The following is a 15,337-nucleotide window of genomic DNA, read 5'->3' as shown; positions in this document are numbered from 1 at the left end:
AGGGTGTTTTTTCATCGCGACGCTCCAGCACTACAGTGGCCACATCTTCTCCCCACACTACTGGAGCAACATCATGAAAAGCATCATTGGTCTTGGTTTCGCCCTGTCGGTTCTTGGCGCAGCATCCGCCATCGCTGCCCCACATGCCACCTCGCAAGTCGTTGCGGCAGCCAAAGTCAGCCAACCGGCAACACTGAACGTGAACACTGTCGGCGCTGATCACAAAGACAGCCAGGCCAGCAAACTCTACGTCGCTGAAAACCGCCCTGAGTTTGGCTCGAAGTATCAGCGTTATTGATTAACAGCTTTGCGCTGCTTGAAACAGGAAACCCCGGGTAGATCCGATCTACCCGGGGTTTCTTCGTATCAGGTAATCACCGCTACGGACGGGGGATTCAATAAGGTGACGATCCAGCACCGAGGTTTGTGACGCGCCCGCAGAAATCGGGATCTTTCGTCGTAGGGTTTTCTCGCAAGCACTGCTCTAAGCTCAAGCAAGCGTGTGCTTGCAGGCTGATTTTTTTACCGGCCAGGAGAATGGCGATGATGCTCGATACGATTAACTTCACCCCGTGGTCCGCGTTGGCCGGTGGTGCGCTGATCGGCTTGGCGGCGAGCGTGATGATCGTAGCCAATGGACGGGTTGCCGGGATCAGCGGATTGCTGGGCAGCCTGATGTCACCCGACGATTCCGGTCGAGGTGAAAAAGCCTTGTTCATCCTCGGGCTACTGGTCGCCCCCCTGCTATGGGCGTTGTTTCAGGTATGGCCGACCATTGAATTCAAGACGGGCGCCGTGGGGCTGATCATCGCTGGATTGTGTGTCGGGATCGGCACCCGATATGGCTCGGGATGCACCAGTGGCCACGGGGTGTGCGGCATCTCGCGACTGTCGCCCCGTTCCATCGTCGCGACGTTGAGCTTCATGTTCACAGGCTTTGTGACCGTGTTTGTGATGCGTCATCTGTTGGGATTTTGAGCATGAAAAAACTGACCGCTTTCCTCGCCGGCCTGGTGTTCGGCATCGGCCTGCTATTGGCCGGTATGGCCAACCCGGCGAAGGTGCTGGGGTTTCTCGATATCACCGGTCGATGGGATCCCTCCCTGGCACTGGTGATGATCGCTGCCATTGCGGTGGCCTGGGCGCCGTTTCATTGGGCGATGAAACACCCCACCTCTTTGCTGGGCGCTCCGATGCAATTGCCGGTCAGTCGTGAACTGGATCGACGCTTGATCGCTGGCAGCCTGCTGTTCGGGGTCGGTTGGGGCATTGCGGGCATCTGCCCCGGGCCCGCGCTGGTGTTATTGCCAACCGGGCATTGGCAAGCCTGGGTATTTGTCATCGCAATGTTCGCGGGGATGCTGATCTTCAAAGCGCTGCAGGCGCGCCACTGAGTCACCGTAGATCGTAGACTTTGGCGGCGCAGGTGCTGCCAAAGTCTACGATCGTGTTCGCGCTTCAGGCCGCCAACTGGCCGCTGGCAATCGCCGCCGACGCTGCCAGCATGGCTCGCAACAACACCGCACACCCGGCTGCCAGATCATCCGGCGCGGCGTTTTCGATTTCGTTGTGGCTGATGCCGCCTTCGCACGGTACGAAGATCATCCCGGCCGGGCCGAGTTCGGCGAGGAAGATCGCGTCGTGCCCTGCTCCGCTGACGATGTCCATGTGCGACAGCCCCAGGCCTTGGGCAGCCCCACGTACCGCGTCGACGCAGCCCTTGTCGAAGTACAGCGGCGGGAAGTCCGCGGTGGGTGTCAGTTCGAAGGTCAGGCCGTGTTCCTCGCAGGTGGTTTCGATGACTTCACGGACTTCGGCGATCATCGAGTCCAGGCGCGCCGGTTCCAGATGACGGAAGTCCAGAGTCATGCGCACTTCGCCGGGGATGACATTACGTGAGCCGGGATAGGCTTGCAGGCAACCAACGGTGCCGCAGGCGTGCGGTTGATGGCCGAGGGCAGCGCGGTTCACTGCGCCGACGATCACTGCGGCGCCAACCAAGGCATCCTTACGCAGGTGCATCGGCGTCGGGCCGGCGTGGGCTTCGACGCCACGCAGTTTCAGATCGAACCATTTCTGGCCGAGGGCGCCCATGACGATACCGATGGTTTTGTGTTCGTCTTCGAGGATCGGGCCTTGCTCGATGTGCGCCTCGAAATAGGCACCGACGGCATGGCCGCTGACCTTGCGTGGGCCGGCGTAGCCGATGGCATTCAACGCTTCGCCAACGGTGACGCCCTCGGCATCGACCTTGGCCAGGGTTTCTTCGAGGGTGAATTTTTCCGCGAACACGCCGGAGCCCATCATGCACGGGGCGAAGCGCGAGCCTTCTTCGTTGGTCCAGACCACCACTTCCAGCGGCGCCTCGGTTTCCACGCCGAGGTCGTTGAGGGTGCGCAGCACTTCGACGCCGGCCAGTACGCCGAAGCAGCCGTCGAACTTGCCGCCGGTGGGTTGGGTGTCGATGTGGCTGCCGGTCATTACCGGCGGCAGGTTCGGATTGCGCCCGGGGCGACGGGCGAAGATGTTGCCGACGGCGTCGATGCTGACGGTGCAACCGGCCTCTTCGCACCAGTTGACGAAGATGTCCCGAGCCTGACGGTCCAGATCGGTCAGGGCCAGGCGACAGACGCCACCCTTGACCGTGGCACCGAGTTTGGCCAGTTCCATGAGCGACTGCCACAAGCGGTCGCGGTTGATGTGCTGATGGGTGGACTGCAGAACGTCTACAGCAGCGTTCATGGTGATCTCCTCAGGCAGTTCTTAGGGATTTTTTCAGGCAATTTTTGGGGCGTCTGGAAGGCCGTCTTCGCGAGCAAGCCCGCTCCCACAGGGGAATGCATTCCAAATGTGGGAGCGGGCTTGCTCGCGAAGGGGCCATCCCTCACACCGGAGATTTCGCGATAGACGGGTTAGGCCGCATCGAGCACAACCCGTAATAAATCAGCCCCCCCAGCGCCGAACCGGTAAACCAGCCGTAACTGTAAAACCAGCTGAACGCATCGCTGCCCAATGACAGCAGCGTCAACGCCACCGGCACGCCAAACGCGATAAACCCGAACCAGTTCCACGCCGGGTACACGTCATCGCGATACAACCCAGCCAGGTCCAGTTGCTGTTTCTTGATCAGGAAATAGTCCACCACCATGATCCCGGCGATCGGGCCCAACAGGCTCGAATAGCCCAGCAGCCAATTGGAGTACACCGTCTCCAGGCTCAAATCCGAGACGATCAACCCGAGCTTCTTCAACAACTCATGGGCCATCAGCGCCAGGCCAACCAGTCCGGTGAGGATCACCGCTTTCGTGCGGTTGATAAGCTTGGGCGCAACGTTCTGGAAGTCATTGGTCGGCGACACGATGTTGGCCGCTGTGTTGGTCGACAACGTGGCAATGATGATCAGCGCCATGGCCAACGCGACCCAGACCGGGCTCTGGATATGGCCGATCAGGGTGACCGGATCGGAGACGGTAACGCCCACCAGTTTGACCGAGGCGGCCGTCATTACCACGCCCAGCGATGCGAACAGAAACATGGTCAGGGGCAAGCCGATGATCTGCCCGACGATCTGATCCTTCTGGCTTTTCGCATAACGGCTGAAGTCCGGAATATTCAGAGACAAGGTGGCCCAAAACCCGACCATCGCGGTCAGCCCGGCGGCAAAGTAACTGACCACGCTTGCCCCTTCTGTGCGCTTGGGCGGGATCGCCATCAGTTCGGTCATCGACACGTTCGGCATGGCCCACACCAGCAGCCCCACGCCCACCAGCACCAACAACGGCGCCGAGAGGGTTTCCAGCCATTTGATCGAGTCCGCACCGCGAATCACCACCCACAGGTTCAAGGCCCAGAACACCATGAAGCCAATCACTTCACCGGTCCCGCCGAGGGCTTTCCAGCCGTCGAACACCGAGCCGAGAAACAAGTGAATGGCCAGCCCGCCAAACATCGTCTGTATGCCGAACCAGCCACACGCCACCAGCGCACGAATCAGGCAAGGAACGTTGGAACCGAGGATGCCGAAGGACGAACGCAGCAGCACCGGAAACGGAATGCCGTACTTGGTTCCGGGGAAGGCGTTCAGGGTCAGCGGGATCAATACGATGATGTTGGCGAACAGAATCGCCAGCAACGCTTCGCCGACGCTCAAACCGAAATAAGCGGTGAGCACGCCGCCTAGCGTGTAGGTCGGCACGCAGATCGCCATGCCAACCCACAGGGCAGTGATGTGCCATTTGTTCCAGGTTCGTTCACGCACCTTGGTTGGTGCCATGTCGTGGTTGTAACGGGGACTGTCGAGGACGTCGCTGCCGGCTTCGAGCTCAAACAAGCCGTCGCGCTCGGTCACTTGCGATCTGATCTGTTGCATGGCCGCTCCACTGTTCTTTGAATTATTTTTTGCTCATCAGGGGCTGGTGGCATCAATAAGCGTGCCGGGCACCCCGTTTGCGCATCGGGCAGTTCCACAAAAACTTCGCAACCAACTGATGTTTATCAGTTTTTATATATCGCGCCGATAAGTCCCCGATTACTTGCCTGTTCACTCAGGCCGAATGCCAGGCAAGTTGTCCGAACCGTCAGGACTCAATCTGGTGCATGGGTCCTTTTTTCAAAGTCGCGCATCAACCATAGACCATCCTCAAGCAGCTGATTTCACATAAGAAATCTCGTTCATTTTAAGAACCTGTCAAGTGCGTCAAAATGGTTCGAGGCCACACCATTTTGGTGATTATCAGTTTTAATCGTTATTTATCAATATGTTAAAACAGAAATAAGCTTATAAAAAATATTCTTGCTCATTCCATAAACTCAGACTAGTTTCTATTCCTGACAGCGCTGACAGGAATACACCTGTTTGCGCAGGCTTCATATAAAACATTTAGAACCGACATAAGTCGGTCATTGCCTGCGAGGAACTCGGAATGTCTCTGTTGATCCGTGGCGCCACCGTTATTACCCATGATGAAAGTTATCGCGCCGACGTCTATTGCGCCGACGGCGTGATCAAAGCCATCGGCGACAATCTTGATGTACCGGCCGGAGCCGAAGTGCTCGACGGCAGCGGCCAATACCTGATGCCCGGCGGCATCGACCCGCACACGCACATGCAACTGCCCTTCATGGGCACCGTGGCCAGTGAAGACTTTTTCAGTGGCACCGCGGCAGGCCTTGCCGGTGGCACCACGTCAATCATCGACTTCGTGATTCCCAATCCGCAGCAATCCTTGATGGAAGCCTTTCATCAGTGGCGCGGCTGGGCCGAGAAGTCGGCATCGGATTACGGTTTCCATGTCGCCATTACCTGGTGGAGCGAACAGGTTCGCGAGGAAATGGCGGAGCTGGTCAGCCAGCACGGGGTCAACAGCTTCAAGCATTTCATGGCGTACAAGAACGCGATCATGGCGGCCGATGACACCTTGGTGGCGAGTTTCGAGCGCTGCCTGGAACTCGGCGCAGTGCCGACCGTGCACGCGGAGAACGGTGAGTTGGTGTATCACCTGCAACGCAAATTGATGGCCCAGGGCATGACCGGGCCCGAGGCGCATCCCCTCTCCCGGCCCTCCCAAGTGGAAGGCGAAGCCGCAAGCCGGGCGATCCGCATTGCCGAAACCCTGGGCACGCCGCTGTACCTGGTGCATGTCTCGACCAAGGAAGCGCTGGACGAAATCACTTACGCCCGCAGCAAGGGCCAGCAGGTCTACGGCGAAGTACTCGCCGGGCATCTGCTGCTGGACGACAGCGTCTACCAACACCCGGACTGGCAGACCGCCGCCGGTTACGTGATGAGCCCGCCCTTCCGTCCTCGCGGCCATCAAGAGGCGCTTTGGCATGGATTGCAATCAGGCAACCTGCACACCACCGCCACCGACCACTGCTGCTTCTGTGCCGAGCAAAAAGCCGCCGGCCGGGATGACTTCAGCAAGATCCCCAATGGCACCGCCGGTATCGAAGACCGCATGGCTGTGCTTTGGGATGAAGGGGTCAACACCGGCCGTCTGTCGATGCAGCATTTCGTAGCGCTGACCTCCACCAACACCGCAAAGATTTTCAACCTCTATCCGCGTAAAGGTGCGATCCGCGTGGGCGCGGATGCGGACCTGGTGCTGTGGGACCCAGAGGGGACGCGGACTATTTCGGCGAAGACTCACCACCAGCAGGTCGACTTCAACATCTTCGAAGGCAAGACCGTGCGCGGTGTGCCGAGCCATACCGTGAGCCAGGGTCGGGTGGTGTGGGCCGATGGTGATCTGCGCGCTGAGCGTGGCGCCGGGCGGTATGTCGAACGGCCGGCGTATCCGGCGGTATTTGATTTGCTGAGCAAGCGGGCTGAGTTGAACAGGCCGACGGCTGTGAAGCGCTGAGATCGAGGCCTTCGGCCTTCGCGGGCAAGCCTCGCTCCTACAGGGGAATGCATTCCAAAAAGTAGGAGCGAGGCTTGCCCGCGAAGAGGCCGGCCCAGACAACACGAATACCAATGCCCATCAGAGGCAGCACCTCAATAACCGTGAGGCAAAAAAACCGTGATCAAATCCCTGAACCACCTCCCGCATCCCTATGAGAATGCGGCCGCCCTCGACGGCCATTTCACCGACCTGGCACCACCACTCAATGACCGTCAGGCGCATCTGGAAGCCTCGCGCTGCCTGTATTGCTACGATGCGCCGTGCGTGAATGCCTGCCCGAGCGAGATCGATATCCCGTCGTTTATCCGCAATATCCATCAGGAAAACGTTCAGGGCGCTGCGCAGAAAATCCTCTCGGCGAACATACTCGGTGGCAGCTGCGCCCGGGTGTGTCCGACGGAAATCCTCTGCCAGCAAGCCTGCGTGCGCAACAACGACCACGAGTGCGCACCGGTATTGATCGGCCTGTTGCAACGTTACGCCGTCGACAACGCGCACTTCAGCGAACACCCCTTCCAGCGCGCCGCCGCCACCGGCAAACGCATCGCCGTGGTCGGTGCCGGCCCGGCCGGTTTGTCCTGCGCTCACCGCAGTGCGATGCATGGCCATGACGTGGTGATTTTCGAGGCCCGGGAAAAGGCTGGCGGCCTCAACGAATACGGGATCGCCAAGTACAAACTGGTGGATGACTACGCGCAAACGGAGCTTGAGTTCCTGCTGCAGATTGGCGGCATCGAAATCCGCCACGGCCAGAAACTCGGCGAGAACCTGACCCTCAGCGAACTGCATTCGCAATTCGACGCGGTGTTCCTTGGCCTCGGCCTGGCCGCCAGTAAACAACTAGGCTTGCCTCACGAAGACGCACCCGGCCTGCTCGCTGCCACCGACTACATCCGCGAACTGCGTCAGGCGGATGACCTGAGCCAACTGCCGCTGGCGGACCATTGCATCGTCCTCGGCGCCGGCAATACGGCCATCGACATGGCCGTGCAAATGGCCCGCCTGGGGGCTCACGACGTGAATCTGGTGTACCGCCGTGGTGTCGAGGAAATGGGCGCCACCGGCCACGAGCAAGACATCGCCAAGGCCAATCAAGTGCGCTTGCTGACATGGGCACAGCCCGAAGAAGTGCTGCTCAATGACCAAGGCAAGGTGCGCGGCATGCGCTTCGCCCGCACGCATCTGGTAGACGGCCGCCTGCAAACCACCGGCGAAACCTTCGAGCTGGCCGCCGACGCGATCTTCAAAGCCATCGGCCAGGCCTTCGATTCCAGCGCCCTCGCCGACCCTCTGGCACGTGAACTCAAGCGCCAGGGCGACAGGATCCAGGTCGATGAACAGCTGCGCACCAGCATCCCCGGCGTGTATGCCGGCGGCGACTGCACCAGCCTCGATCAGGACCTCACCGTGCAAGCCGTGCAGCATGGCAAACGGGCTGCCGAGGCAATCAACGCTCAACTGATGCTCAACGTGGAGGCTGCGTAAATGGCCGATCTTTCGATTGTCTTCGCCGGCATCAAGTCCCCGAATCCGTTCTGGCTGGCCTCCGCGCCGCCGACCGACAAGGCCTACAACGTGGTCCGAGCCTTCGAGGCCGGCTGGGGTGGCGTGGTCTGGAAAACCCTGGGTGAAGACCCGGCGGCGGTCAACGTGTCGTCACGTTACTCGGCGCACTTCGGTGCCAACCGTGAAGTGGTGGGTTTCAACAATATCGAGCTGATCACCGACCGCTCGCTGGAGATCAACCTGCGGGAAATCACCCAGGTCAAAAAGGACTGGCCGGACCGCGCGCTGATCGTTTCGCTGATGGTGCCGTGCGTCGAAGAGTCGTGGAAATTCATCTTGCCGCTGGTGGAAGCCACCGGCGCCGACGGCATCGAGCTGAACTTCGGTTGCCCCCACGGCATGCCGGAACGGGGCATGGGCGCGGCGGTTGGTCAGGTGCCGGAGTACGTCGAGCAGGTCACCCGCTGGTGCAAGACGTATTGCTCGCTGCCGGTGATCGTCAAGCTCACGCCGAACATCACCGACATCCGCGTCGCCGCCCGCGCGGCCCATCGCGGCGGCGCGGATGCGGTGTCGCTGATCAACACCATCAACTCGATCACCAGCGTCAATCTGGAGCGCATGGTCGCCAACCCTGCCGTCGGCAGTCAAAGCACCCATGGCGGTTATTGCGGTTCGGCGGTGAAGCCGATTGCGCTGAACATGGTCGCCGAAATCGCCCGTGATCCGCAGACTCAGGGCCTGCCGATCTCCGGCATTGGCGGCATTGGCAGCTGGCGTGATGCCGCGGAATTCATCGCCCTGGGCAGCGGCTCGGTGCAGGTGTGCACGGCGGCGATGCTGCATGGCTTCCGCATTGTCGAGGAGATGAAGGACGGTCTGTCACGCTGGATGGACAGTCAGGGTTACGCCAGCATCCCGGAATTTTCCGGCCGCGCGGTGGGCAATACCACGGACTGGAAGTACCTGGACATCAACTATCAGGTGATTGCGAAGATTGATCAGGACGCGTGCATTGGCTGCGGACGCTGCCACATTGCTTGCGAAGATACCTCGCACCAGGCAGTCGCCAGCCTGAAACAGGCGGACGGGACGCATAAGTACGAAGTGATTGAGGATGAATGCGTCGGCTGCAACCTGTGCCAGATCACCTGCCCGGTGGAGGATTGCATCGAGATGGTGCCGATGGAGAACGGCAAGCCGTTTCTGGATTGGAATCATGATCCGCGAAATCCCTACCATGTAGCCGTCTGAGATCTGCATCGCCTGAGCCTACGCCTTCGCGGGCAAGCCTCGCTTCTACAGGTTTTGTGTCGATCCACGATTAATTAATCGACGCTGGCCCTGTAGGAGCGAGGCTTGCCCGCGAAGAGGCCGTCAGCTGCACCGCAAACCTCAAGGCTCCAACCCGATCCCCCGCAATATCACACTCGTCACCGTCTGCACCGCCCGCTCGAACTGCATGTCCGACAGCGGCTGATGGTCATTAAGGATATTCACCTGATGATCAAAGTCCGCGTAATGCTGGGTCGACGCCCAGATCATGTACAGCAGGCTTGAAGGCTCCACCGGCAGGATCCGTTTGTCGTCCACCCACTGGCGGATTTTCGCTTCTTTCATCTTGGCCCAGTCGTACAGGCTCTCGTCCAGCGCCACGCCCAGGGTGGGGGCGCCGTGGATGATTTCATTGGCCCAGACTTTCGACCCATAAGGCCGGCTGCGGGAGTGGTTCATCTTGGCGCGGATGTAGCTGCTGAGCACCACGCGCGGATCGTCGAACAGCTCGAAGCACAACGCGTCCTGCTTCCAGACTTCCAGCAGATCGAACAGCACTGCGCTGTACAGTTCGGTCTTGGTGCTGAAGTAGTAATGCAGATTAGAGCGCGGCAGTTGCACTTGCGCGGCAATGTCGGCCATGGCGGTGCCGCCGAAGCCTTTTTCGGCGAAGACCTTTTCGGCCCCCAGCAGAATTTTCTCGACGTTACTGCGACGAATCTCGATCTTGTGATTGCCCATGAGGGCTCCCTGACAACAGCGTTGGCCAAGACTAGCATCCGCTCTACCACGCGGCGACAAGGGAAACGGAAACTTCGTACACCCAGGTGCTCGCAAGTAAACTGACGCGCCTTTCGACCTGCCTCCGAGGTATTTACGATGCTGCTCAAGAAAGCGCTGACCACCGCCGCCCTGCTCGGCTCGCTGCTCACCGCATCCTCGGTGTTTGCCCACGCCCATTTGAAAGACCGGACCCCGGCCACTGACAGCACAGTGGCCTGGTTTCTTTCTGCATCGAACCCGGTGAACGCACACCACATACCCGGCCGGGGTTGCGCCTGCTGGAGTAAGGTCAATCTGCCGAACTGGGTTTCAGCCTGCACTACCGCAAACTTGACTAGCCCAACATCTGACTCAGCACCGCACGCAACTTGCCGGGCTTTACCGGTTTATTCAGCAGCGGCGCGCCAAGTCGCTGCAACGAGCGCCGACATTGGTCGGTGCGGTCGGCGGTGATAATCACCGCTGGAATCGTCTGGCTGAAATGCTCGCGCAAATGCCGCACCACATCACACCCCACCACCCCGTGATCAAGGTGGTAGTCGGCCAGAATCAGTTCCGGCGCCCGTCCCTGCAAAGCCGCCAGCGCTGAGTGCTCATCCGTGGCAATGACCACCTCGCAGCCCCACTGCCCGAGCAGCGCGTTCATGCTTTCAAGAATGCTCACTTCGTTGTCCAGCACCAGCAGGCGCCGGCCCGGCAACGGATTGCCGGTGCCCGGCAGCGGCGCTGCCAGGCTGATCGGCAACGGAATCTCATTGGAAATCGGCACGTCGATGCTGAACATCGAACCGCGTCCCGGCCGCGAGAAAACTCCGATTTTATAGCCGAGGATCTGGGCGATACGCTCGACAATCGCCAGCCCGAGCCCCACGCCCTTGCGGTCGGCGGCGCGCCCGACATCCAGCTGGTTGAATTCGAGGAAGATCGAGTCCAGCCGGTCCGCCGCGATCCCGCGCCCGGTGTCCCACACTTCCAGGCGCAGCATGTCGCCGCGCCGTCTGGCCCCCAGCAGAATGCTGCCCTCATCGGTATAACGGCAGGCATTGCTGAGAAAGTTACGCAGGATGCGTGTCATCAAGCGCAAGTCGGTATGAATGGCGTAGTCGCCCATGTGAACCCGCAGGTTCAACCCGGCAGCCTCGGCCACCGACTGGAATTCCGAGACCAGCGGCGCGAGCAATTCGTCGAGGCGGTACAACGCGACGTCTGGCTTGACGGCGGCCTGGTCGAGCCGGGAAATGTCCAGCAAGTCGGTGAGCAAATCTTCCGCGCCTTCCAGGGCCTGGTGCGTGCGCTCCACCAACACCTGCTCGACATCCGGCAATTTGCGCTCGCGCAACGTCGATATCAGCAAACGGGCGGCGTTGAGTGGCTGCAGCAAGTCATGGCTGGCAGCAGCGAGGTATTTGTCCTTGCTGCGATTGGCGGCTTCGGCGGCATCCCGGGCGTCGCGCAAAGCTTCTGCGATCTGTTTACGCTGGGTGATCTGCTGTTGCAGGTTGCGATTGGCTTCCAGCAATTCGTCGGTGCGCGCGGTGACCCGCTGCTCCAGTTCGTCATTGAGTTGTAGCAGGCGCTGCTGGGCTAGTTTGCGTTCGGTGATATCGGCGACGAAGCCCTCCACCAGCCCTTCCTGATCGGGCTTGAGCAGCAGGTTCATCAGCACATCGAGGCTACTGCCGTCCTTGCGCCGCAACTGGGTTTCATAACCGTGCAGGCTGCCCTGATGCCGGAGGATCTCGCCGATGTTCTCCAACTCCCGGGCACCGCCGACAAACAGGTTGCTCGCCAGGTCCGCCAGTGAAAACAGCACCTCTTGCGGGTCCTGATAGCCAAGCATCCGCGCCAGGGCCGGGTTGGCGGCGCGCATGCCTTCCATGAGGCTGGCCTGGAAGATCCCGTGCACGGCGTTTTCGAACAGCCATTTATAGCGATTGCGCTCGGCTTCCAACTCGTCCAGCCGTGCGGCGAGTTCCGGGTAATGGCTCTTGCGCGCCGAGTGGCGGCCTAATCCCAGTAGCCCGGCGAGCGCGCGTTGCTGCTCGTCAGAGGGCTTCGCCATAGACGACCTCGACATCACGCTGGCTGGATTCGCGCGGGTTGGTGAGGATGCACGGGTCGTGCATGGCGTGTTGCGACAGGAACGGAATGTCCGCCATGCTAACCCCGTGCAAACCCAGGGTTTCATGGAAGCCGATCGCGTGTTTCAGGGCGATCAGGTGTTCGACCAGACGCCCGCAGATCTGCCGGTGATTGAGGCCACGGCAATCGATGCCGAAGGTCTCGGCGATCACCTTGAAGCGATCCGGCGCTGAACTGTAGTTGAACGCCACCACGTGTTCGACCAGCACCGCGTTACACAAGCCGTGGGGCAAATCGAGGAAGCCGCCGAGGCTATGGGACATGGCGTGCACCGCGCCCAGAATCGCGTTGGAGAACGCCAGCCCGGCCTGCATGCTGCCGAGCATGATTTTCTCGCGCAGGGCAATGTCCGTCGGGTTGGCGATCATCTGCACCAGGTTGCCGTTGATCAGGCGCATCGCTTCCAGCGCATGCGGGTCGGTCAGCGGCCCGTGACCGGTGGAAACGAACGCTTCGATGGCATGCACCAGCGCATCGATGCCGGTACAGGCCGACAGGAACGGGTCCATGCTCAGGGTGGTTTCCGGGTCGATCAACGACACGTCTGGCACCACGGCTTTGCTGACGATGGAGAACTTCATGCGTTCTTGCTGGTTGGAAATGATCACGAATTGCGAGACATCGGCCGAGGTGCCGGCGGTGGTCGGTATCAGGATCAACGGCGGGCTGGGCACGCGGATGGTATCGACGCCTTCGAACTCAAGGATGTTGCGCCCGTGGGCGACGACGATGCCGATGCCTTTGCCACAATCCATCGGGCTGCCACCGCCGACCGCGACGATCACATCGCAGTGGTTTTCCTTGTACAACTCGGCGCCGAGCATGACCTCCTCGACCCGCGGGTTGGGCGACACGTCGCTATAGAGGAAGTAATCGATGCCCTGGGCTTGCAGGCTGGCTTCGACATCGGCCACCCAACCGGCGGCAATCACACCGGGGTCGCTGACCACCAGTACCTTGCGGGCACCAAAGGTCTTGGCGCAGTTGCCGACGTTGTGCCGGCAACCGGCACCGAAGATGATTTCAGGCGAAACGAATTTACGCAGCTGGCTGAGACTCTGGCTCATTGGAAAGCCTGTTTTTATTGTTTTGAAGGTAGAACCACACTAACCCATCCCGCCGCGAATGCAATCAGACCAATGGGTAGCAATCGCCGGGGTGTACACAAATTCTTCACCAGTGAAAATCCCTGTGGGAGCGGGCTTGCTCGCGAAGGCGGTGTGTCAGGCAATAGATATGTCGAATGTGCCGGCGCCTTCGCGAGCAAGCCCGCTCCCACAGGTTTTTTTGTCAACTTTCGATTCAGCCGCGATAGATCAGCCGCGAAGCCTTCTCGTTACGTAACGTCAGGTGTTCCATGCCCTGCCCCGGCGCGTCCGCTTCGTCGCGAGCCTTGAGGATCACTCCGTGGTGCGCGGACTTGCTGCACACCGGGTCGGCGTTTTCGGCATCGCCGGTCAGCATGAACGCCTGGCAGCGGCAGCCGCCCAGGTCCTTGTGCTTTTCATCGCAGGAGCGGCACGGCTCTTTCATCCAGTCATCGCCACGAAAGCGATTGAAGCCGAAGGATTCGGTCCAGATGTGCGAGACGCTGTGCTTGCGCACATTGGGGAACTCCACCGGTAACTGGCGGGCGCTGTGACAAGGCAACGCCGTGCCGTCCGGGGTGATGTCGAGAAACAGGTTGGCCCAGCCGTTCATGCAGGTCTTGGGGCGCTCTTCGTAGTAGTCCGGGGTGACGAAAATCAGCTTGCAGGGATGCCCCTGAGCCTCAAGACGCTCGCGATACTCGTTGGTAATGCGCTCGGCACGCTGCAATTGTTCGCGGGTCGGCAGCAGGCCGACGCGGTTGAGTTCGGCCCAGCCGTAGAACTGACACGTGGCCAGTTCGACAAAATCCGCTTCAAGCTCCAGGCACAGGTCGATGATCTGCGCGATCTGGTCGATGTTGTGCCGGTGGGTGACGAAATTCAGCACCATCGGGTAACCCTGGGCTTTCACCGCCCGGGCCATGGCCAGCTTCTGGGCAAAGGCCTTGCGCGAACCGGCGAGCATGTTGTTGACCTGCTCGTCGGCGGCCTGAAAGCTGATCTGGATGTGGTCCAGCCCGGCGACCTTGAAGTCGCGGACTTTCTGCTCGGTCAGGCCGATGCCCGAGGTGATCAGGTTGGTGTAGTAACCCATTTCCCGCGCCGCTTTGATCAGCTCGGCCAGGTCTTGGCGCACCAACGGCTCACCACCGGAAAAACCCAGTTGCGCCGCGCCCATCTCCCGGGCTTCGCGGAACACCCGAATCCATTCTTCGGTGCTCAATTCCTCACCTTGCTGGGCGAAATCCAGCGGATTGGAGCAATACGGGCACTGCAACGGGCAACGATAGGTCAGCTCGGCCAATAACCACAAGGGCGGACCGGGTGGCTGTTCGATCAGGCTCACAGGGCGATCCCCCGGTGCCAGACATTCTCCGTGGTCACGGTGTGATACGGCGCACGGCCCAACTCGTAGGCCATGCTCATTGCGTCGAGCATGCTCCACAGCACGTCGAGCTTGAACTGCAAAATTTCCAGCATGCGCTGCTGGCCTTCGACGGTGACGTAGTGCGCCAGGGTGATGCGCAAACCATGCTCGACATCACGCCGCGCCTGGCTCAGGCGCGTGCGGAAATAGTCGTAACCGGCCGGGTCGATCCACGGGTAATGCGTGGGCCACGCGTCGAGACGAGACTGATGGATCTGCGGCGCGAACAGTTCGGTCAGCGAACTGCTGGCCGCTTCCTGCCAACAGGCGCGACGGGCGAAATTGACGTAGGCGTCCACGGCGAAGCGCACGCCGGGCAGCACCAGTTCCTGGGAGAGGATTTGCTCACGGTCCAACCCCACCGCTTCTCCCAGACGCAGCCAGGCTTCAATGCCGCCTTCGCTGCCGGGGACGCCGTCATGGTCGAGGATGCGTTGCAGCCATTCACGGCGCACGTCGCGGTCCGGGCAGTTCGCGAGGATGGCGGCATCCTTGAGCGGGATGTTCACCTGGTAGTAGAAGCGATTGGCGACCCAGCCCTGAATCTGCTCGCGGGTAGCGCGGCCAGCGTACATGGCTTGGTGGAACGGGTGGTGGATGTGGTAATAGGCGCCTTTGGTGCGCAGGGCTTGTTCGAATTCGGCTGTGGACATTGGTTGGTCAGTCATTGCGGTTCTCCGGATTTCGCGGTGTTACGGCTGACGCCTTCG

13 protein-coding genes are annotated in these 15,337 nt (G+C 60.5%); 6 read left to right on the top strand and 7 right to left on the bottom strand.

What is annotated here, in order from left to right:
* Positions 1 to 73: 73 nt before the first annotated feature.
* The 3 genes from ACA051_RS13580 to ACA051_RS13570 all read left to right on the top strand — a co-directional run bounded on the left by ACA051_RS13580 (position 74) and on the right by ACA051_RS13570 (position 1,394).
* The gene (locus ACA051_RS13580; RefSeq protein WP_497310265.1) at positions 74 to 298 is read left to right on the top strand and encodes a hypothetical protein; all 225 of its coding nucleotides are present in this window, start codon (positions 74 to 76) and stop codon (positions 296 to 298) included.
* A gap of 245 nt (positions 299 to 543) precedes the next feature.
* Positions 544 to 978, top strand: a complete 435-nt coding sequence (locus ACA051_RS13575) for a YeeE/YedE family protein (protein ID WP_497310264.1) — start codon at positions 544 to 546, stop codon at positions 976 to 978.
* A 2-nt stretch (positions 979 to 980) separates the two neighbouring features.
* Positions 981 to 1,394 (top strand): DUF6691 family protein, encoded by a 414-nt coding sequence (locus ACA051_RS13570; RefSeq protein ID WP_497375214.1) that lies wholly within the window; start codon positions 981 to 983, stop codon positions 1,392 to 1,394.
* Between the two features lie 64 nt (positions 1,395 to 1,458).
* Here the strand turns inward: ACA051_RS13570 and ACA051_RS13565 are convergent, their stop codons facing one another.
* Both ACA051_RS13565 and ACA051_RS13560 read right to left on the bottom strand, forming a co-directional pair.
* Positions 1,459 to 2,742, bottom strand: a complete 1,284-nt coding sequence (locus tag ACA051_RS13565; protein ID WP_497375213.1) for a Zn-dependent hydrolase — start codon at positions 2,740 to 2,742, stop codon at positions 1,459 to 1,461.
* A gap of 142 nt (positions 2,743 to 2,884) precedes the next feature.
* Positions 2,885 to 4,369 carry an NCS1 family nucleobase:cation symporter-1 gene (locus tag ACA051_RS13560; RefSeq protein ID WP_497375211.1) on the bottom strand — a complete coding sequence of 495 codons (1,485 nt, stop codon included), beginning with the start codon at positions 4,367 to 4,369 and terminating at the stop codon, positions 2,885 to 2,887.
* 553 nt (positions 4,370 to 4,922) lie between these two features.
* Between ACA051_RS13560 and hydA the strand changes: the two genes are divergently transcribed.
* The 3 genes from hydA (at position 4,923) to preA (ending at position 9,164) form a co-directional block, all read left to right on the top strand.
* Positions 4,923 to 6,362, top strand: a complete 1,440-nt coding sequence (gene hydA, locus ACA051_RS13555) for a dihydropyrimidinase (RefSeq protein ID WP_219094811.1) — start codon at positions 4,923 to 4,925, stop codon at positions 6,360 to 6,362.
* 159 nt (positions 6,363 to 6,521) lie between these two features.
* Complete coding sequence (locus tag ACA051_RS13550; RefSeq protein ID WP_497375210.1) at positions 6,522 to 7,889, top strand: NAD(P)-dependent oxidoreductase; 1,368 nt, start codon at positions 6,522 to 6,524, stop codon at positions 7,887 to 7,889.
* On the top strand, positions 7,890 to 9,164 hold the full coding sequence (preA, locus tag ACA051_RS13545) for an NAD-dependent dihydropyrimidine dehydrogenase subunit PreA (RefSeq protein ID WP_497375209.1): 1,275 nt from the start codon (positions 7,890 to 7,892) through the stop codon (positions 9,162 to 9,164).
* Positions 9,165 to 9,305: 141 nt separating this feature from the next.
* Here the strand turns inward: preA and ACA051_RS13540 are convergent, their stop codons facing one another.
* From ACA051_RS13540 to pqqC, 5 genes are all read right to left on the bottom strand, one after another.
* Positions 9,306 to 9,926, bottom strand: a complete 621-nt coding sequence (locus ACA051_RS13540; protein WP_497310257.1) for a TetR/AcrR family transcriptional regulator — start codon at positions 9,924 to 9,926, stop codon at positions 9,306 to 9,308.
* Positions 9,927 to 10,302: 376 nt separating this feature from the next.
* Positions 10,303 to 12,030, bottom strand: a complete 1,728-nt coding sequence (locus ACA051_RS13535) for a hybrid sensor histidine kinase/response regulator (protein WP_497375208.1) — start codon at positions 12,028 to 12,030, stop codon at positions 10,303 to 10,305.
* A complete protein-coding gene (gene ercA, locus ACA051_RS13530; protein ID WP_403098548.1) occupies positions 12,014 to 13,177 on the bottom strand; it encodes an alcohol dehydrogenase-like regulatory protein ErcA in 1,164 nt (387 codons plus the stop codon). The genes ACA051_RS13535 and ercA overlap by 17 nt, the downstream gene beginning before the upstream one ends.
* Before the next feature lie 235 nt (positions 13,178 to 13,412).
* Complete coding sequence (pqqE, locus tag ACA051_RS13525; RefSeq protein WP_497375207.1) at positions 13,413 to 14,546, bottom strand: pyrroloquinoline quinone biosynthesis protein PqqE; 1,134 nt, start codon at positions 14,544 to 14,546, stop codon at positions 13,413 to 13,415.
* Positions 14,543 to 15,295, bottom strand: a complete 753-nt coding sequence (gene pqqC / locus ACA051_RS13520; protein WP_497375205.1) for a pyrroloquinoline-quinone synthase PqqC — start codon at positions 15,293 to 15,295, stop codon at positions 14,543 to 14,545. Before pqqC ends, pqqE begins: the two co-directional genes overlap by 4 nt.
* Between the last annotated feature and the right edge of the window lie 42 nt (positions 15,296 to 15,337).

This window comes from Pseudomonas sp. LBUM1669 (assembly GCF_059695705.1).
The sequence above is the reverse complement of the archived record's forward strand: the minus strand, read 5'-3'. Positions and strand labels throughout refer to the sequence as shown.